Below are 18646 nucleotides of genomic sequence, written 5' to 3'. Positions count from 1 at the left end.
GGCAGCAGGGCCGGGGACGGGATCAGGTCGCCGGGGTGGCGGCGCTCTCGTTGCCGAGGCGGTCGAGCGTGGTGACGTAGTAGGCGCCGGAGCCCGCCGCGGCGTACTGCGGCGCGGCGGAGGCCGGCACGACGGCGAGCAGGTTGCGCGCGTCGGCCGTGGCGCAGGAGGCGTCCTTGCCGGTCACCCGATACACCGCGTACGCCTGCGCGCCCGGCTGGGCCTGCCACGTCAGCGTCCCGGAGGCGGCTTTGACCCCGCGCGGCGCGGCCGGCGCGGAGGTGGACCCCGGCCTGAGCACCGGCGGCAGCGCGGGCCGCGTGTAGTGCTCCTTCACGATCCGGTCGAGCACGCCCAGGGGGTTGCGCGCGAGCTGGGCGGCGCTGAAGTAGACGTCGCCGGAGATCTCCGGGTGCTTCCGGTTCAGCGTGAGGTGCGCGGGCAGCTCGCCGGCCTTGGTCCAGGCCGGGGTGTCGGTGGCGCCGACCCGGTAGAGCGCCTGGCCGATGTAGAGGTCGACGTCGGTGCCCTTCACCGCGTCGGCCCACCACTTGGCGAGGACGGTGTAGTCGGCGGCGGCGAAGCCCCGGGGCCAGTAGAGCTGGGGCATCACGTAGTCGACGGAGCCCTTCTTGATCCACGCCTTCGCGTCCGCGTAGATCGAGTCGTAGGCCGACATGCCCTTGGTGGCCGACCCCGCCGGGTCCTCGGCCTTGTTGCGCCAGATGCCGAAGGGGCTGATCCCGAAGACGGCGTAGGGCCTGGCCGCGTGGACCGCGCCCGAGATCTGGGCGACGAGGTCGTTGACGTTGCGCCGCCGCCAGTCGGCCAGGCTCAGGCCCTTGCCGTACTTCTTGTACGCCGCCTGGTCGGCGAACCTCGTGCCCCGGCCCGGGTAGGGGTAGAAGTAGTCGTCGAAGTGGACGCCGTCGACGTCGTAGCGCTGCACGACGTCCGTCACGACCTTGGTGACCCAGTCGCGCACCTCGGGCAGCCCGGGGTTGTAGTAGAGCTTGCCCTCGTGCTTGACGACCCAGTCGGGGTGCAGGCGCGCCGGGTGCCCGGCGGGCAGCTTCGCGGAGGCCGAGTCGGCCGCCCGGTAGGGGTTGAACCACGCGTGGAACTGCAGCCCCCGCTTGTGGGCCTCCTCCACGAGGAACGGCAGCGGGTCCCAGCCCGGGTCCCGCCCGGCCGTGCCGGTGAGCCACTGCGACCAGGGCTCCAGCGACGAGCGGTAGATCGCGTCCGAGGCGGGACGCACCTGGAAGAACACCGCGTTCAGCCGGCGCTTCACCGCGTTGTCGAGGATCCGCAGATACTCGGCCCGCTGCCGGTCGGGCGACAGCCCCGGCTTGGACGGCCAGTCGACGTTGTGCACGGTCGCGATCCACACCCCGCGGAGCTGGCGCTTGGGATATTTCGCGCTGGTCGCGCAGGCGCCCGTCGCCGTCAGCGTCTCCGCCTTCACCACCTGGTGCCGTCCGTCCTTCGCGTTCGCCGTGCTGCCGACCTTCTCGGCCTGGGCCCCGGGGCCGAACGCGTAGGCGGCGCCGACGGCGGCGGCGGCGATGACGGTGGTGGCGATCAACGGGCGGACGACCTGTCTCCGCTCGGTCACGTGGCTGCCCCTCCGATATGCCGGTAAGTCCGGCGACCAGTCTTACATCGGCTTAAGAGCGGTTTAGCCAGAAAAAACGAAACGCACTTGTGATGCGGATGTGACGCCTGACACGTCGTGAGGCTCCCCGAGCGGCTGTTCGGTCAAACCCGGCGGCATGGATGACCTGCGCGAACGGCCCGTCCGGCGGGGACGCGGCCCGTTCCGGCCCGGCGAGGGGCCGCCGGGACGCGGGGGAATGGTTCTGAGGCGGATTGGTGACATCCGTACGGCCCGCACCGGTTCGGGCGGGTGGTCCGGGCGCGCCGGTGAGGCCGAGCCGGTACGGGCGCTGCGGTGAGGCCGAGCAAGGGCGTGGGCGCGGCGGCGGTGGGGAGCCCGGCGGCGGGAGGCGTGCCGCCGGGCGTCCCTGTCCGATCTCGTCCGATCGTCGTCCGGCCGTCGCCGGAGCGCCGTCCGGTGCGTCCCTAGTGCTCGCCCGTCGCGGCCACCTTGTCGACCAGGTGCGCGGGCAGCGGTTCGTACCGCAGGAAGGAACGGGTGAACGTGCCCGTCCCGTGAGACAGCGAGCGCAGGTCGACGGCGTACCGGGTGATCTCCAGCTGCGGGGCCTCGGCGCGCACCAGCGTGCGGCCCGTGCCGACCGGCTCGGTGCCGAGCACCCTGCCCCGGCGTGAGGACAGATCGGACATCACGGCGCCGACGTAGTCGTCGGGCACCAGCACCGCGACCTCGTCCACGGGTTCGAGCAGGTGCGTGGCCACCTTGGCCGCGGCCTCCTTGAGCGCGAGCTGGCCGGCGATCTGGAAGGCCATGTCGGAGGAGTCGACCGAGTGGGCCTTGCCGTCGTAGAGCGTGACGCGGATGTCGACCATCGGGTAGCCGGCGACGACCCCGCGTTCCATCTGCGCCCGCACGCCCTTCTCGACCGACGGGATGAACTGCCGCGGGACCACCCCGCCCACGATCTTGTCGACGAACTCGAACCCGCCGCCCGACGGCAGCGGCTCGACCTCGATGTGGCAGATGGCGTACTGCCCGTGGCCGCCGGTCTGCTTGACGTTGCGCCCCATGCCCTGCGCCCGGCCGCCGAACGTCTCGCGCAGCGGCACCCGCAGGCCGACCTTCTCGACCTCCACGCCGTGCCGCTTGGCCAGGCGGTCGAGCAGGACGTCGGAGTGCGCCTCGCCCATGCACCACAGCACGAGCTGGCGGGTCTCCGCGTTGTTCTCCAGCCGCAGCGTCGGGTCCTCGGCGACGAGGCGGCCGAGGGCCTGGCTCAGCTTGTCCTCGTCGGCCTTCGATTTCGCCCGGATCGCGACCGGCAGCAGCGGGTCGGGCATGGTCCACGCCTCGACCAGCAGCGGCTCGTCCTTGCCGGAGAGCGTGTCGCCGGTCTCCGTGCGCGACAGCTTGGCGACCGCGCAGACGTCCCCGGCGACGCATTTGCCCACCGTCCGCTGCAGTTTGCCCAGGGGCGAGGACAGCGCGCCCACCCGTTCGTCGACGTCGTGGTCCTCGTGGCCCCGGTCGGCCAGGCCGTGGCCGGAGACGTGGACCGTCATGTCGGGCCGCAGCGTGCCGGAGAAGACCCGGACCAGGCTGATCCGCCCGACGTACGGATCGCTGGTCGTCTTGACGACCTCCGCCACCAGCGGGCCGTCCGGGTCGGCGGTGATCTCCTTGCAGGGTTTGCCGTCGATCCCGGTGATGTGCGGCAGCGGGTGCTCCAGGGGCGAGGGGAAGCCCTGCGTGACGATCTCCAGGAGTTCCAGCGTGCCGACGCCGGGCGCGGTGGCGAGCACCGGGTAGAAGCTGCCCCGGGCCACCGCCTTCTCCAGGTCGTCGATGAGCACCTTGGTGTCGATCGTCTCCCCGGAGAGGTAGCGGTCCATCAGGGACTCGTCCTCGCTCTCCTGGATGATCCCCTCGATGAGGTCGCCGCGGTACTGCTCGATGAGCGCGAGCTGGTCCGGGCCCGGCTCCCGCTCGGTCCTGCGGCCGCCGCCGTAGTCGAACAGCCGCTGCGACAGCAGGCCGAGCAGCCCGGTGCCGTCCACCGGCAGGTAGAGCGGCGCCACGCCGTCGCCGAACGCGTCCTGGCAGGTGGCGAGGACCTCGTCGAAGTTGGCCCGCTGGTGGTCGATCTTGCTGATCACCACCGCGCGCGGCATGCCGACGAGCGCGCACTCGTCCCAGATCATCCGGGTGAGCCCGTCGACGCCCTCGACGGCCGAGACGACGAACAGCGCGGCGTCCGCGGCGCGCAGCCCGGCCCGCAGGTCGCCGACGAAGTCCGCGTACCCCGGGGTGTCCAACAGGTTGATCTTGATGCCGTTGTGGACGACGGGTGCGACCGACAGGTTCACCGAGCGCTGCTGGCGCACCTCCACCTCGTCGAAGTCGCTGACCGTCGTGCCGTCCTCGACCCGGCCGGGGCGCTGCACGGTGCCCGTCTCCGCGAGCAGCGCCTCGATCAGGGTCGTCTTCCCGGCTCCGGAATGGCCGACCAGCACGACATTGCGCACCATGTCCGGCCGATCGGCCACGGGTGCCCTGCCCGCGGCCCCTGTTGTCGCGCCGGATGATCTTTCGGCCACATCGCCTCCCGAATCTCGGAGCGGCGGGGAGGGGGCGCACGGACGCGCCCCGCGCCGGCCGCTCGTGCCGTCGCTGTCCCGCGCCCGGGGCCCGCCCTCTCATGACCACACGACGGGGTTCACCTCCGCGTCATCTCCGTGCGGTCCTGCGGGCGCGTGCTCTTCACCCTTTACCCATGTGGCGCATATCACAAGACTTTTCGGCGAATGTGCTTGCGAGGTGCGGCGGCCCTCGATGGCCTACGATCGGACGGCGATGTTGAACATCCTGCGCCCCGCCGTCACCCGAGTCATGACCCCCCTGGGACGGGCCCTCGCCCGCCGCGGGATCTCGCCCGATGTGATCACCACGATCGGCACGCTCGGAGTGGTGGCCTCGGCCCTCGTCTTCTACCCGACCGGGCATCTGTTCCTGGGATCACTCGTCATCACGTTCTTCGTGCTCGCCGACGCCCTCGACGGGGTCCTCGCCCGGATGACGGGCAAGGGGAGCACGTGGGGCGCCTTCCTCGACTCCACGCTCGACCGCCTCGGCGACGCCTCGATCTTCTCCGGGCTGATCCTCTACTTCGTCCTCGAGGACGAGCCCGAGATCGTCCTCGCGGCCGTCGCGCTCTTCTGCCTGGCCGCGGGAGCATTGGTCTCCTACGCCAAGGCCAGGGCCGAGGGGCTCGGCATGACCGCGAACGTCGGCATCGCCGAGCGGGGGGAGCGCCTGGTGGTCGTGCTCGTCGCGGCCGGCCTGTCCGGCCTCGGCGTGCCGTACATCCTGGCGGCCGGGCTCTGGCTGCTCGCCGCGGCCAGCGCCGTCACGGTCGTCCAGCGGATGGTGCACGTCTACAGACAGGCGGTAAACACATGAGCGAGACGGGCGGCCCGCCCGGCCCACCCCCGCGGCCTCCGCGGCCCGGCGGGACGCCGCTCGCCGACCGGGCGGTCGCGGCCGCGTACGCCGCCGGCTGGGCCGTGGTGCGCCACGTGCCGGAGCGGACGGCCGCCTGGTTCTTCCGGGTGCTCGCCGACCGGCTGTGGCGCAGGCGGGGCCGGTCCGTGCGCCGCCTGGAGGTCAACCTGGCCCGGGTCGTCGGCGCGGACCCCGGCGACCCCGCCGTACGGGACCTGAGCCGGGCGGGCATGCGCTCCTACTTCAGGTACTGGATGGAGTCGTTCCGCTTCACCGCCTACACCCGCGAGCGGATCCTCGACGGCACCCGGTTCATCGGGGCCGAGAACATCTTCGACAACCTCGCCCGGGGCAGGGGAGTGGTGATCGCTCTGCCTCACATGGGCAACTACGACCTCGGCGGGGCCTGGCTGGTGCACATGGGCCACCCCTTCACCACCGTGGCCGAGCGGCTGAAGCCGGAGTCGCTGTTCGAGCGGTTCGTGGCCTACCGCGAGAGCCTCGGCATGGAGGTGCTGCCGCTCACCGCCAAGGGCGGCGGCAGCGCCATGGCGTTCGGCACGCTCGCCAAGCGCCTGCGCGAGGGCCGCCCCGTCTGCCTGCCCGCCGAACGCGACCTGACCGAACGCGGGATCGAGGTCGAGTTCTTCGGCGCCCGGACCCGGATGGTCGCCGGGCCCGCGCTGCTGGCCGTCCAGACAGGGGCCGCGCTGCTGCCCGCCGTGCTGTGGTTCGAGGACGGCGGCTGGGGCATCCGGGTGCACGAGGAGGTCCCGGTGCCGTCCGAGGGGACCCGGCAGGAGAAGGTCGCCGTCATGACCCAGGCCGTGGCGGCGGTCTTCGAGAAGGGCATCGCCGAGCACCCGGAGGACTGGCACATGCTCCAGCGCGTCTGGCTCGACGACGCCGAGCCCCCAGCCGAGCCCTCCGCCGGGGGCGCCTCGTGAAGGTCGGCATCGTCTGCCCGTACACCTGGGAGGTTCCCGGGGGCGTGCAGGCGCACATCAGGGACCTCGCCGAGGCGCTGATCGAGGACGGGCACGAGGTGTCCGTCATCGCCCCCGCCGCCGACGACGCCGAGCTGCCGGCGTACGTGACCTCCGCCGGCCGCGCCGTGCCCGTGCCGTACAACGGCTCGGTGGCCCGCCTGGCGTTCGGCTTCCTGTCGGCGAACCGGGTGCGCAAGTGGATCAGGGAGGGCGGGTTCGACGTGCTGCACGTGCACGAGCCCGGCGTGCCGTCGCTCGGGGTGCTCGCCTGCTGGGTGGCCAAGGGGCCGATCGTGGCGACGTTCCACGCCTCCTACGAGCGCTCGCGGGCGATGTCCGTGGCCGCGCCGATGCTGCAGAGCGCGCTGGAGAAGATCACGGGCCGGATCGCGGTCTCCGACGCCGCCCGCAAGACACTGGTCGAGCACCTCGGCGGCGACGCGGTGCTGATCCCGAACGGCGTGACCGTGCGCCGCTACGCCGAGGGCGAGCCGCTGCCGGGCTGGGGCCCGGACGGCAACGTGATCGGGTTCCTCGGGCGGATGGACGAGCCGCGCAAGGGCCTGCCCGTGCTCCTGGAGGCGTTCGCCGTGCTCGCCGCCGAGCGGCCCGCGCTGCGGCTGCTGGTCGCCGGCCCGGGGGACGCCGACGACGTGCTCGGCCGGGTGCCCAAGAGGTACCGCGACCGCGTCGGGCTGCTCGGCATGGTCAGCGAGGCCGACAAGGTGCGCGCCTACCACTCCGTCGACGTCTTCTGCGCGCCCAACCTGGGCGGGGAGAGCTTCGGCATCGTGCTCACCGAGGCCATGTCGGCCGGGGCGCCGATCCTCGCCAGCGACATCCCCGCCTTCCGGCGCGTGCTGGGCGAGGGGCAGGCCGGGGCGCTGTTCGCCACCGGCGACCCCGCCGCCCTGGCCCGGGAGGCGGCCCGGCTGCTGGACGACCCCGGACGCCGGGCCAAGCTCTCCGACGAGGCCCGCCAGGCCGTGTGGAAGTACGACTGGTCGACGGTCGCGCGGGAGGTCGTGCGCGTGTACGAGACGGTCGCCCACGCGGAGGCGGGAGTCGTGGAGGACGCGCTGCCATGACCTCGACCCTGATCATTGTGGTGGCCGTGGCCCTCGTGGCCGTCGTGCTGTTCGCCGTCTACGTCTCCTGGCGGGCCGGGCGGCTCGACCGGCTGCACATCCGCCTGGAGACCGCGCAGGCCGCCCTCGACGCCGCGCTGCTGCGCCGCGCGGCGGTCTGCCTGGAACTGGCCGGCTCGCGCATCCTCGACCCCGCCACCTCGCTGGTGCTCGCCGCGGCGGCCCACGAGGCCCGTACGGCCGGGCCGGACGAGCGCGAGCACGCCGAGAGCGACCTGTCGCGGGCCCTGCGCGTGGTCGTCGACCAGGAGCGGTTCCGCGAGAAGCTGGCGGAGCACCCCACCGGGGAGGCGCTGCTGGAGGAACTGGACACGGCGGTCGCCAAGGTCGTCTACTCGCGCCGGTTCTACAACAACGCCGCCGCGGTCACCCGTACGGCGCAGCGGCGCTGGCTGGCCCGTGCGCTGCACCTCGCCGGGCACACCGACCCGCCCCGGTTCTTCGACATCGACGACGAGCCCCCGGACGCCCTGATGGCCGCATAGTCGCTATTTGACGGGCATTAGGGGTATTCCCGGTAAGCTCATGCCGTTTCATTGCCATGCTGGGCGACGGTCCGCGTGCCGGTCGCGTCATGCCCGGTGACGGGGGCTCTCCACCGGGAGGAGCGGGACGGTGCGGGCAGGGATCGGCTTCACACTGGCCATGGCGGTCGTCCTCACCGGGGCCGCGTGCTCGGGTGACGACAAGCCCGCCCCCCAGTCGGAGGGCGCGAGCCCGGTGGTGGCCTCGCCGTCGCCGACCGCGCCTCCGGAACACCCCTTCACCGGACGCCCCGTCGCCACCCGCAGGCCGGTCCTCGCCGTGAAGATCGAGAACACCCACGCGGGCAAGCCGCAGATCGGCCTGCGCAGCGCCGACGTCGTCTACGTCGAGCAGGTCGAGGGCGGGCTCACCCGGCTCATGGCGATCTTCTCCTCCAAGCTCCCCGCGCAGGTGGGGCCGGTCCGCAGCGCCCGGATCTCCGACCTGCACATCCTGCCGGCGTTCGGCAAGCCCGCCCTCGCCTACTCCGGGGTGCAGACGAAGATGATCCCCTTCGTCCAGAAGGCGTCGCTGTTCGACGTGTCCGACAGCCGCGCGCCCGGCGCGTACGTCCGCGCGCCCGGCCGGGTCGCGCCGTACAACCTGGTCGGCAGCCCCCGGAAGCTGCTGGCCAAGGCGCCGCAGGCGACCAGGGCGAAGGACATCGGGTTCGTCTTCTCCGACGAGCCGCCCGCCGGGGGCACGCCGCAGAAGACGGTCAATGTGCGCTACCCTGCCGCGCGCTTCGCCTTCACCTGGTCGGAGGCCCAGAAGCGCTGGCTGGTCACGCAGGACGGCGAGAAGGACATGGCCGCCGAGGGCGGCCAGCAGGGCGCGCCCACGATCGTCGTGCAGTGGGTGAAGACCGACCGTTCGGAGTTCCACGACTTCACCGGGAGCTACACCCCGCTCGTGCACACCGTCGGCAAGGGCACCGGGGTGGTCCTGCGGGACGGCCAGGCGTACCGGGTCAAGTGGTCGCGCGCCTCGGAGAAGGAGGGCACCGTCTACACCATGGCCGACGGCAAGCCGATGCCGTTCGCCCGGGGCCAGGTCTGGGTGGTGCTCGCGTCGCGCAAGCCCGTCGCGCCGTGACCCCGCGGCCGCGCGCCGGCCGTCCCGGCGGGTTTCGACCTGACGGACAAACGGCGTGATCGGTTTCGACAGGCGGGCACTGCGGGCTCGGGAGCGGCCAGCACCTACCATGGAGAGGAATCCGTAGGCCCGCCGTCGTGAGGTAGCACCGTGTCCAGCAGCGCCCCCGAAGTCAACGAGAACGCCGCCGTCGGCACCGCCCGCGTGAAGCGGGGCATGGCCGAGATGCTCAAGGGCGGGGTCATCATGGACGTCGTCACCCCCGAGCAGGCCAAGATCGCCGAGGATGCCGGCGCCGTCGCCGTCATGGCGCTGGAGCGCGTCCCCGCCGACATCCGCGCCCAGGGCGGGGTGTCCAGGATGAGCGACCCCGACATGATCGAGGGCATCGTCGGCGCCGTGTCCATCCCCGTGATGGCCAAGGCCCGGATCGGCCACTTCGTCGAGGCCCAGGTGCTCCAGGCGCTGGGTGTCGACTACGTCGACGAGTCCGAGGTGCTGACCCCCGCGGACTTCGCCAACCACATCGACAAGTGGCAGTTCACCGTGCCCTTCGTGTGCGGTGCCACCAACCTGGGCGAGGCGCTGCGCCGCATCACCGAGGGCGCCGCCATGATCCGCTCCAAGGGCGAGGCCGGGACCGGCGACGTGTCCAACGCCACCACCCACATGCGCAAGATCCGGGGCGAGATCAAGCGCCTCACCTCGCTGCCCGAGGACGAGCTGTTCGTCGCGGCCAAGGAGCTGCAGGCGCCGTACGAGCTGGTGGCCGAGGTCGCGAAGACCGGCAAGCTGCCGGTGGTGCTGTTCACCGCGGGCGGCATCGCCACCCCCGCCGACGCCGCGATGATGATGCAGCTCGGCGCCGAGGGCGTGTTCGTCGGCTCGGGCATCTTCAAGTCCGGCGACCCCGCCAAGCGGGCCGCCGCCATCGTCAAGGCCACCACCTTCTACGACGACCCCGACGTGATCGCCAAGGTCTCCCGGGGTCTCGGCGAGGCGATGGTCGGCATCAACGTCGACGACATCCCGGTGCCGCACCGCCTCGCCGAGCGCGGCTGGTAGGCACAGCCGGAACGCACGGCTGGCAGGCACGGCCTTCCCGGAAAGGCGCAGTGTTCCCAGGAAGGTAAAGAGGCTCCCGTCGGCGGCGTGTCGGCCGCGGGTGACCGGCGGTAAGGCGATTCGCTCGGTCGGGACGTCCCGGCCGAGCGTTCTGCTGTGCGGCCGTAGATCTGTTGCTGGAGATCCGCGTGTCGGAGATCCGCATGCCGGAGATCTGCGCGGCGGTGTCCGGCAGCGGGTGGCAGGGCGCTGACGTCGCCGGGCCGTCGCCCGCCACGCCGATCGGTGCCACCCCGTCGCGATCGATCGCCGGCCCGCGGGCGTTCGACCCGCTGATCGTCCCAGGGAGCCCAGTTGCCCGGCCTCGATCGCCGCACCTTCCTCGTGACCGGCCTCGTCACGGGACTCGCCGCGGGGCTCGCCGCCGCGATCCCCGCGCCCGCCTCGGCGGACCCGCCCCCGACGCCGCCGCCCTCCACGCCCGGCGCGGAGGCCGGGGCGGCCGCACGCGGCCTGTGCTCCGACCCCTTCACACTCGGGGTGGCCTCGGGCGACCCCGACCCCGCGGGTTTCGTGATCTGGACCCGCCTCGCCCCGCGGCCGCTGGCCGAGGACGGCCTCGGCGGCATGCCGCCGATCGCCGTCCCCGTGCGGTGGCAGGTCTACGACGACGAGTGCTGCCGCCGGGTCGTACGGGAGGGCGTGGCGGACGCTAGCCCCGAGTGGGGGCACAGCGTCCACGTCGAGGTGGACCGTCTGCGGCCCGGCAGGGAGTACTGGTACCGCTTCCGCGCGGGGCCCCACCTCTCGCCGACCGGCCGGGCGCTGACCGCCCCGGACCCGGCGTCGTTCGGCGGCCCGCTGACGATGGCCTTCGTCTCGTGCGCCCAGTACGAGCACGGCTACTTCACCGCCTACCGCCGCCTCGCCGAGGACCACCCGGACCTGGTCCTCCACCTGGGCGACTACCAGTACGAGTACGCGAGGGACACCTACGTCGCCCCCACCGGCAACGTGCGCGACCACGAAGGGCCGGAGACGGTGACCCTGGCGGACTACCGCAGGCGGCACGCGCAGTACAAGACCGACCCCGACCTGCGCGCGGCCCACGCCGCCGCGCCGTGGCTCGTGGTCTTCGACGACCACGAGGTGGACAACAACTGGGCCGGCGAGACGCCGGCGCACCCGGAGGAGCGGCCCGCCTTCGGGCAACGCCGGGAGGCCGCGTTCCGCGCCTACTACGAGAACATGCCGCTGCGCCGCACCTCGGTCCCGTGCGGCGCCGGAATGCGGCTCTACCGGCGGGTCGGATGGGGCAGGATGGCGACCTTCCACCTGCTCGACACCCGGCAGTACCGCGACGACCAGGCCTGCGGCGACGGGTACAAGGACTGCCCCGAGTCGGCCGGCCCGGAGCGGTCGATCACCGGCGCCGAGCAGGAGGCCTGGCTGCTCGACGGCTTCCGGCGCTCGGCGGCGCGGTGGGACGTCATCGGCCAGCAGGTGTTCTTCGCCCGGCGCGACAGCGACGCCGGGCCGGGCACGCGCACCAGCCAGGACGCCTGGGACGGGTACGCCGCCTCCCGCAGGCGCATCACCCAGGGCTGGATGGACGCCGGCGTGCGCAACCCCGTCGTGCTCACCGGCGACGTGCACGCGCACTGGGCGAGCGACCTGAAGCTGGACTACGACCACCCGGCCGGTCCCACCGTCGGGTCCGAGCTCGTCACGACCTCCGTCAGCACCACCGGCGACGGAGCCGACTCCGACCCCGCCGACCACCCCTTCCTGCGGATCAACCCGCACCTGAGGTTCTACAACGACCAGCGCGGCTACGTCCTGACCCGCGTCGAGCGGGAGGCGATGACAGCCGACTTCAGGGTGGTGCCCCGGGTCAGCGTCCCTGGCGCGGAGGCCTACACCAGGGCCACCTTCGTCGTCGAGGACCGGGTGCCCGGCGTCCAGCAGACCTATCTGCGCCCGTTCTCCCCCCCGAGCGCGGCCCGGACGGCGGGCGTCACCGCCGAGGACACGATCCGGCAGGAGACCGAGCGCCCCTGACCGGCGCGGCCGTACGGCGGCGGCGTTATCGTGACCGGCTATGACGACCGACGACACCGGGCGGCTCGCCGAGCGCCTGTCGCGTGAGCTGCGTCACCTCGTGATGCTGCTGCGCCGTACGACGGCGGGACAGCCGGTCACCGCCCAGCAGTACTCCGTGCTCGGCTCGCTGGAGGAGGCGCCCTGCCGGATGACCGAGCTCGCCGAGGAGCACGGAGTGCAGCTCCCCACGATGAGCGTGCAGGTCAACCGCTTGGAGGAGGCGGGCCTGGTGGCGCGGGGCACCGACGCCTCCGACGCCCGGGTGCGCACCGTCGAGCTCACCGACGAGGGCCGCGACCGCCTGCGTGCCGTACGGCGGGCGCGCATCGCCTATCTCTCCGGCAGGCTCGGCGCGCTGACCCCCGAGGAGCGCTCGGCCATCGAGAGCGCCCTGCCCGCCCTGGCGAAGCTGGGTCGTGTCTGACACTCCCTGGGACGGACATGACCGCGTTTTGGGCGGGGGAGGCCGTGGCCATACCCTGAACTGGTCACCACAGAAGGGGAAACCGTGACGTCCGCACCCAAGATCGGCGTGCTCGCCCTGCAGGGCGACGTGCGCGAGCACGTCCGCGCACTGGAGGAGTCGGGGGCGACCGCCGTCCCGGTGCGCCGCCCGGGGGAGCTCGCCGCGGTGGACGCGCTGGTCGTCCCGGGCGGAGAGTCGACCACGATGTGGAAGCTCGCCGTCACCTTCGAGATGCTCGAACCGATCCGGCTGCGGATCAAGGAGGGCATGCCCGCCTACGGCTCCTGCGCAGGGATGATCATGCTGGCCGACCGGATCGAGGGCGGCGTCGAGGGCCAGGAGACCCTCGGCGGCATCGACATGGTGGTCCGCCGCAACGCCTTCGGCCGCCAGGTCGACTCCTTCGAGGCCGATCTCGACTTCGCCGGGCGCGGGGAGATCAGGGCCGTGTTCATCCGCGCGCCCTGGGTCGAGTCGGTGGGGCCGGACGTCGAGGTGCTGGGCCGGACCGAAGCTGGGGATAGGATCGTCGCGGTCCGACAGGGACCGCTGCTCGCGACGTCCTTCCATCCGGAGCTGACCGGCGACGCGCGCGTGCACTCGTATTTTGTCGAAATGGTGAGGGAGTTCTAGGCGATGTCCGGCCACTCCAAATGGGCGACGACGAAGCACAAGAAGGCGGCGCTGGACTCCAAGCGCGGCAAGCTGTTCGCCAAGCTCATCAAGAACGTCGAGGTCGCGGCCAGGACCGGCGGGCCCGATCCGGACGGCAACCCGACGCTGTACGACGCCATCACCAAGGCCAGGAAGAACTCGGTCCCGATCGACAACATCGAGCGGGCCCGCAAGCGCGGCGGCGGCCTGGAGGCCGGCGGCGCCGACTGGCAGACCATCATGTACGAGGGCTACGCCCCGGGCGGTGTCGCGGTTCTCATCGAGTGCCTCACCGACAACCGCAACCGCGCGGCGTCCGAGGTGCGCGTGGCGCTGACCCGCAACGGCGGCTCGCTCGCCGACCCCGGCTCGGTGTCGTACATGTTCAACCGCAAGGGCGTCGTGCTCGTCCCCAAGGGGTCGCTGAGCGAGGACGACGTGCTCATGGCCGTCCTCGACGCGGGCGCCGAGGAGGTCAACGACCTCGGTGACAACTTCGAGGTGGTCAGCGAGGCCTCCGACCTGATCCCCGTGCGCAAGGCGCTGCAGGACGCCGGCATCGACTACGAGTCGGCCGAGATGAGCTTCATGCCGACCCTCAACGTCCCGCTGGACGAGGACGGCGCCCGCAAGGTCTTCAAGCTCATCGACGCGCTGGAGGACAGCGACGACGTGCAGAACGTCTGGGCGAACTTCGACGTCAGCGACGACGTCATGGAGAAGCTGGACGTCTGATCCGACCGGCCCCATCGCGGCCGGTTGATCGGGGCTGACGGAAAACCGCTGGCCCGCCGTACCGCGATCGGCATAGGTTGACGCGTCGTGGACATCCGCGATCTCACCGCCGGCGACCTCGACGCCGCGCTCGACATCCGGAGACGCGCCTTCGGCCCGCTGTCCGCCGAAGGCGCGCGGACCTGGCGCGACCTGGTCTCCCCGATGCTGCCGGAGGGGCGTTACCTGGGCGCGTTCGACGGGCCCAGGCTCGCCGGCGCGGCCAGGATCAACCCGTACGTCCAGTGGTGGCACGGCCGGCCGCTGTCGATGGGCGGCGTGGCCAGCGTGACCGTCGCGCCCGAGGACCGCGGCAGGGGAGTGGGCCGCGCGCTCATGGAGGCCGCCGTCGAGCGCTGCGCCGCGCTCGGCCACGTGGTGTCGGCGCTCTACCCCGCGACCACCCCGCTCTACCGGAGCGTGGGCTACGAGCACGCCGGCGGCATGACGAGGATCACGCTGCCCGCCGAGGCGCTGCGCACCCTCGGCAGCACCGGCGGTCACGGCGGCTACGGCGAGCCCGGTGCCTCTCGTGGGCCCGGTGGCTCCGGCGGTCACGGAGGTGATCCCGCTGTCTCCGGCGGTCACAGCGGTCGCGGTGGTCGCGGTGGTCAGGGCGGCGGTGAGCCGGATGCCTCCGGTGGTCACGGTGGCGCGCCGGGGCTGCGCCGGGCCGGCCCCGATGACGCGGCCGAAGTGGTGGCACTGATCGGCAGGCTCCACGCCGCCACCCGCGCGAGCGGCCCGATGTCCTACGACGAGCGCACCTGGCGGCTGTGGCTCGCCGACGAGGACGACTACTGCTACCTCGCAGGCGACGGGTTCGTCCTCTACCGCTGGAGCGACGGCGACATCGAGGTCGACAACCTGGTGGCGGGCTCGGAGGCGACGGCCAGGGCGCTGTGGTCGCTGGTCGGCAGCGCCTCCTCCGTCGCGAAGTCGGTGCACGCCTGCGTCGACCCGGCCGACCCCGTGCTCTGGCTGCTGCGCGAGCGGTCGGACGACGACGTCACGGTGCGCCGGTGGATGCTCCGGGTGATCGACCTGCCCGCCGCGGTCGCGGGACGCGGCTTCCCCGCCGGGGTCGCGCTGGAGACCGTCGTCGAGGTGACCGACCGGCTGCGTCCCGGCAACACGGGATCGTGGACGCTCCGCGTGGCGGGCGGCTCCGGCTCCGTGACGCGGTCGGACCCGGCGTCACGTACGGCGCCGGGCACCGGGCCAGGCACCGGGCCGCGCACTGGGCCGGGCTCCGGCCCGGGGGAGGCGACGCGGCTGACGATCGGCGGCGCGTCCGCGCTCTTCGCCGGGGTGCCCACGGCCACGCTGCGGCGCTCGGGCAGGCTGACGGGTGGTTCCCCCGAGACCGACGACGCGCTGGACGCCGCCTTCGCCTGCGCCGCCTACATGATCGACGCGTTCTGACGCCGCGTCGCGCCCCCGCGCCGCCGGTGATCGCGGTAGAGTGACCGACCGAACTGATGTTCGGCGGAGAGGCGAGCCGGTGCGATTGCCCCACGTGCGGGTGATGGGGGTGGACCCGGGGCTGACGCGGTGCGGCCTCGGCGCCGTGGAGGGCAGGCCCGGCGCGCCGCTGAGCCTGGTGTCGGTCGGGGTCGTGCGGACTCCGGCCGACGACGACATCGGCGCCCGGCTGGTCGTCATCGAGGCCGAGATCGAGCGGTGGCTCGACGAGCTGAAACCGGACGCGGTCGCCGTCGAGCGGGTGTTCGCCCAGCACAACGTGCGCACGGTCATGGGGACGGCGCAGGCGTCGGCCGTCGCGATCGTCTGCGCGGCCCGGCGCGGGCTGCCGGTCGCCCTGCACACGCCGAGCGAGGTCAAGGCCGCCATCACGGGCCACGGCAACGCCGACAAGAAGCAGGTGGGCACGATGGTCACCCGGCTGCTGCGGCTCGACGCCATGCCGAAGCCCGCGGACGCGGCCGACGCGCTCGCCCTGGCCATCTGCCACGTCTGGCGCGGCGGCGTGCAGCACCGCCTGGCCGACGCCCTGGCCCGCGCCCGCTCCGCCCCGCGACCGGCCCCCGCACGCCGGGAGGACGCGTGACCCCGTACGCAGGCCACCAAGGCTCTGGTAGGACTGGGAGGCCCGGCGCGGTCGCGGCCGGGTGGCAGGGCCGGGGAGGGAGCACGCGGTGATCGCATCCGTTGCGGGGCAGGTGACGGCGGTCGGCGCCGACAGTGCCGTGGTCGAGGTCGGCGGGGTCGGAGTGCTCGTCCACTGCGCCCCGGGGACCCTGGCCGGGCTGCGCGCCGGCGAACCCGCCCGGCTGTCCACCTCGCTCGTCGTGCGCGAGGACTCGCTGACGCTGTACGGCTTCGCCTCGGACGACGAGCGCGCCGTCTTCGAACTGCTGCAGACGGCCAGCGGGGTCGGGCCGCGCCTCGCCCTCGCCATGCTCGCCGTGCACGCGCCCAACGCGCTGCGGATGGCGGTGGCGAGCGCCGATCTCAAGGCCCTGACGATGGTGCCCGGCATCGGGCAGAAGGGCGCCCAGCGCATCGTGCTGGAACTGAAGGACAAGCTCGGCGCGCCCGCGCAGGCCGTCGACGCGGCGCTGAACGGCGGCGCCCGGCCCGCCTGGCGCGACCAGGTGCATTCCGGTCTGGTCGGCCTCGGCTACTCGGCCAGGGACGCCGACGAGGCGGTCGCGGCGGTGGCCCCGGAGGCCGACGCGGAGGTCGCGGCCGGCCGCGCCCCGCAGGTGGCCGCGTTGCTGAAGTCGGCCCTGCGCGCCCTGAGCGTCCGGTGAGAATGGGGCGTCCGGTGAACGTCCGTCCGGTGAGCATCGGCGGTCACGGGAGAGGCGGACCCGACGCGGCGACCGGCCCGGCATCGGGTCCGGCGGCCGGACCCGGGAGGCGGGCCCGGGAGGCGCGAGGCGGGCCGGGGAATGCGCGAGGGCCGGGCGGTTCGATGAAAGATTCACCGGGAAGCGGATGGTTCCCGGCAGGCCGAGCGGATGGTGCCGAGTGAGTGTGGAGCGGGATCTCGTGTCGCCCGAGCCCGAGGGCGACGAGCGGGCGATCGAGGCCGCGCTGCGTCCGAGGCGGCTCGACGAGTTCATCGGGCAGGGCCGCGTGCGCGAGCAGCTCTCGCTGGTCCTGGAGAGCGCGCTGCGCCGCAACCGGCCGCCCGACCACGTCCTGATGAGCGGCGGCCCCGGCCTGGGCAAGACCACACTCGCCATGATCATCGCGGCCGAGCTGGGCGCGCCGCTGCGGATGACCTCGGGCCCCGCGCTGGAGCGCGCGGGCGACCTCGCCGCGATCCTGTCCACGCTGACCGAGGGCGAGGTCCTGTTCATCGACGAGATCCACCGGATGTCCCGGCCCGCCGAGGAGATGCTCTACCTCGCGATGGAGGACTTCCGGGTCGACATCGTCGTCGGCAAGGGCCCCGGAGCCACCTCGATCCCCCTCGACATCGCCCCGTTCACGCTGGTCGGGGCCACCACCCGGGCGGGCCTGCTGCCCGCGCCGCTGCGTGACAGGTTCGGCTTCACCGCCCACATGGACTTCTACGAGGTGGCGGAGCTGGAGCTGGTGCTGCGGCGCTCGGCCCGCCTGCTGTCGGTGGAGCTGCCCGACGACAGCGCCCTGGAGATCGCCCGCCGCTCGCGCGGCACGCCCCGCATCGCCAACCGCCTGCTCAGGCGGGTGCGCGACTTCGCGGAGGTCCGCGCGGAAGGCGTGGTCACCAGGGAGATCGCGGCGGCGGCGCTCAACCTGTACGAGGTGGACGCGGAGGGCCTCGACCGGCTCGACCGGGCGGTGCTCGACGCGCTGCTGCGCAAGTTCGGCGGCGGGCCGGTGGGCCTGTCGACGCTCGCGGTCGCGGTGGGGGAGGAGCCGGAGACCGTCGAGGTCGTGGCCGAGCCCTTCCTGGTGCGGCAGGGCCTGCTGGCCCGCACGCCGCGCGGGCGGGTCGCCACCGCCTCCGCCTGGGCGCACCTCGGCCTGACTCCGCCTCCTGACAGCTTCGGATCGCCCGTCGCCCCCACGCTCTTCGAGGGCTGACCGCGCGTCACCGGGAAGCGCCCTCCGGGCACTCCCCGGGCACTCCCCGGGCGCTCCCCGGAAGCGGAAACCGGGGCAAAGAGGTAACAGACCGATTGCGAAGCCCATGAAACGGGAACTTTCCTGCTCGCCGAGCCGTGGGTTCGTTGCCGGGCTTCGGCGGGCTCGCATACACTGCGTGGCTTGACTGGCCGCTCACGCCGGCGCGAGCAGCGTCGCGGTGGCCCGCGTGTCGCAGCGCACCAGACCTCCGGCGTCAGGCCGGTTCATCACGTTACGGAAGGGTGGCCCCCGTGGGTAACAACCCGCTTGGGACGTTCCTGCCACTGATCTTGCTGGTAGTGGTTTTCTACTTCCTGTTGATCCGCCCGCAGCGCAAGCGGCAGCAGGAGCAGGTCCAGATGCAGAACTCCCTCACCCCGGGCGTCCGGGTCATGACCACGACAGGCCTGTTCGCGACGGTCGTCGCCCTGGAGGACGACGACGTCGTGCTCGAACTCGCGCCCGGCGTCGAGACCCGCTGGGTCAAGGGCGCGATCGGCCGCGTGCTCACTCCCGTGGGCGACGTGACCGGCGTGGAGACCGAGGAGACCGTGACCGGTGGTCCCGACACGGGGAACGGCGACGATACGAGCACCAAGCAGTCCTGAGTAGGCTGATC

General features: G+C 72.8%; 17 protein-coding genes. 15 read left to right on the top strand and 2 right to left on the bottom strand.

What is annotated here, in order from left to right:
- Positions 1–22: 22 nt before the first annotated feature.
- The gene (locus Mam01_RS26980; RefSeq protein ID WP_204287967.1) at positions 23–1618 is read right to left on the bottom strand and encodes a glycoside hydrolase family 10-like protein; all 1596 of its coding nucleotides are present in this window, start codon (positions 1616–1618) and stop codon (positions 23–25) included.
- 467 nt (positions 1619–2085) lie between these two features.
- On the bottom strand, positions 2086–4218 hold the full coding sequence (locus Mam01_RS26975; RefSeq protein WP_204287966.1) for an elongation factor G-like protein EF-G2: 2133 nt from the start codon (positions 4216–4218) through the stop codon (positions 2086–2088).
- A 256-nt stretch (positions 4219–4474) separates the two neighbouring features.
- Between Mam01_RS26975 and pgsA the strand changes: the two genes are divergently transcribed.
- From pgsA to yajC, 15 genes are all read left to right on the top strand, one after another.
- Positions 4475–5080, top strand: a complete 606-nt coding sequence (gene pgsA / locus Mam01_RS26970) for a phosphatidylinositol phosphate synthase (RefSeq protein ID WP_204287965.1) — start codon at positions 4475–4477, stop codon at positions 5078–5080.
- Complete coding sequence (locus Mam01_RS26965; RefSeq protein WP_204287964.1) at positions 5077–6069, top strand: phosphatidylinositol mannoside acyltransferase; 993 nt, start codon at positions 5077–5079, stop codon at positions 6067–6069. The genes pgsA and Mam01_RS26965 overlap by 4 nt, the downstream gene beginning before the upstream one ends.
- Positions 6066–7199, top strand: a complete 1134-nt coding sequence (locus tag Mam01_RS26960; protein ID WP_204287963.1) for a glycosyltransferase family 4 protein — start codon at positions 6066–6068, stop codon at positions 7197–7199. The genes Mam01_RS26965 and Mam01_RS26960 overlap by 4 nt, the downstream gene beginning before the upstream one ends.
- On the top strand, positions 7196–7744 hold the full coding sequence (locus Mam01_RS26955) for a hypothetical protein (RefSeq protein ID WP_150938602.1): 549 nt from the start codon (positions 7196–7198) through the stop codon (positions 7742–7744). The genes Mam01_RS26960 and Mam01_RS26955 overlap by 4 nt, the downstream gene beginning before the upstream one ends.
- A 130-nt stretch (positions 7745–7874) precedes the next feature.
- The gene (locus Mam01_RS26950) at positions 7875–8879 is read left to right on the top strand and encodes a DUF3048 domain-containing protein (RefSeq protein WP_239101646.1); all 1005 of its coding nucleotides are present in this window, start codon (positions 7875–7877) and stop codon (positions 8877–8879) included.
- Positions 8880–9029: 150 nt separating this feature from the next.
- A complete protein-coding gene (pdxS, locus tag Mam01_RS26945) occupies positions 9030–9944 on the top strand; it encodes a pyridoxal 5'-phosphate synthase lyase subunit PdxS (protein ID WP_150938606.1) in 915 nt (304 codons plus the stop codon).
- A 354-nt stretch (positions 9945–10298) separates the two neighbouring features.
- Positions 10299–12005, top strand: a complete 1707-nt coding sequence (locus Mam01_RS26940) for an alkaline phosphatase D family protein (RefSeq protein WP_204287962.1) — start codon at positions 10299–10301, stop codon at positions 12003–12005.
- 40 nt (positions 12006–12045) lie between these two features.
- Positions 12046–12471, top strand: a complete 426-nt coding sequence (locus Mam01_RS26935; RefSeq protein ID WP_204287961.1) for a MarR family winged helix-turn-helix transcriptional regulator — start codon at positions 12046–12048, stop codon at positions 12469–12471.
- Between the two features lie 84 nt (positions 12472–12555).
- Positions 12556–13146, top strand: coding sequence for a pyridoxal 5'-phosphate synthase glutaminase subunit PdxT (pdxT, locus tag Mam01_RS26930; protein WP_204287960.1), 591 nt, complete (start codon positions 12556–12558; stop codon positions 13144–13146).
- Between the two features lie 3 nt (positions 13147–13149).
- Positions 13150–13902: a YebC/PmpR family DNA-binding transcriptional regulator gene (locus Mam01_RS26925; protein WP_117408942.1), complete on the top strand. Its 753-nt coding sequence runs from the start codon at positions 13150–13152 to the stop codon at positions 13900–13902.
- An 87-nt stretch (positions 13903–13989) separates the two neighbouring features.
- Positions 13990–15366 carry a GNAT family N-acetyltransferase gene (locus tag Mam01_RS36965; RefSeq protein ID WP_239101645.1) on the top strand — a complete coding sequence of 459 codons (1377 nt, stop codon included), beginning with the start codon at positions 13990–13992 and terminating at the stop codon, positions 15364–15366.
- Positions 15367–15460: 94 nt separating this feature from the next.
- Complete coding sequence (ruvC, locus tag Mam01_RS26910; RefSeq protein ID WP_204287980.1) at positions 15461–16012, top strand: crossover junction endodeoxyribonuclease RuvC; 552 nt, start codon at positions 15461–15463, stop codon at positions 16010–16012.
- Between the two features lie 88 nt (positions 16013–16100).
- Entirely contained in the window at positions 16101–16718 is a 618-nt protein-coding gene (gene ruvA, locus Mam01_RS26905) for a Holliday junction branch migration protein RuvA (RefSeq protein WP_150938616.1), read from the top strand.
- Between the two features lie 220 nt (positions 16719–16938).
- On the top strand, positions 16939–17985 hold the full coding sequence (gene ruvB, locus Mam01_RS26900) for a Holliday junction branch migration DNA helicase RuvB (protein ID WP_239101644.1): 1047 nt from the start codon (positions 16939–16941) through the stop codon (positions 17983–17985).
- Positions 17986–18326: 341 nt separating this feature from the next.
- Positions 18327–18635 (top strand): preprotein translocase subunit YajC, encoded by a 309-nt coding sequence (yajC, locus tag Mam01_RS26895; RefSeq protein WP_373868727.1) that lies wholly within the window; start codon positions 18327–18329, stop codon positions 18633–18635.
- Positions 18636–18646: the final 11 nt, after the last annotated feature.

The organism is Microbispora amethystogenes, assembly GCF_016863015.1.
In the GTDB taxonomy this organism is placed as follows: Bacteria; Actinomycetota; Actinomycetes; order Streptosporangiales; family Streptosporangiaceae; genus Microbispora; species Microbispora amethystogenes.
Note: the sequence above shows the minus strand (reverse complement) of the source record. Positions and strands in the feature narration are given on the sequence as shown.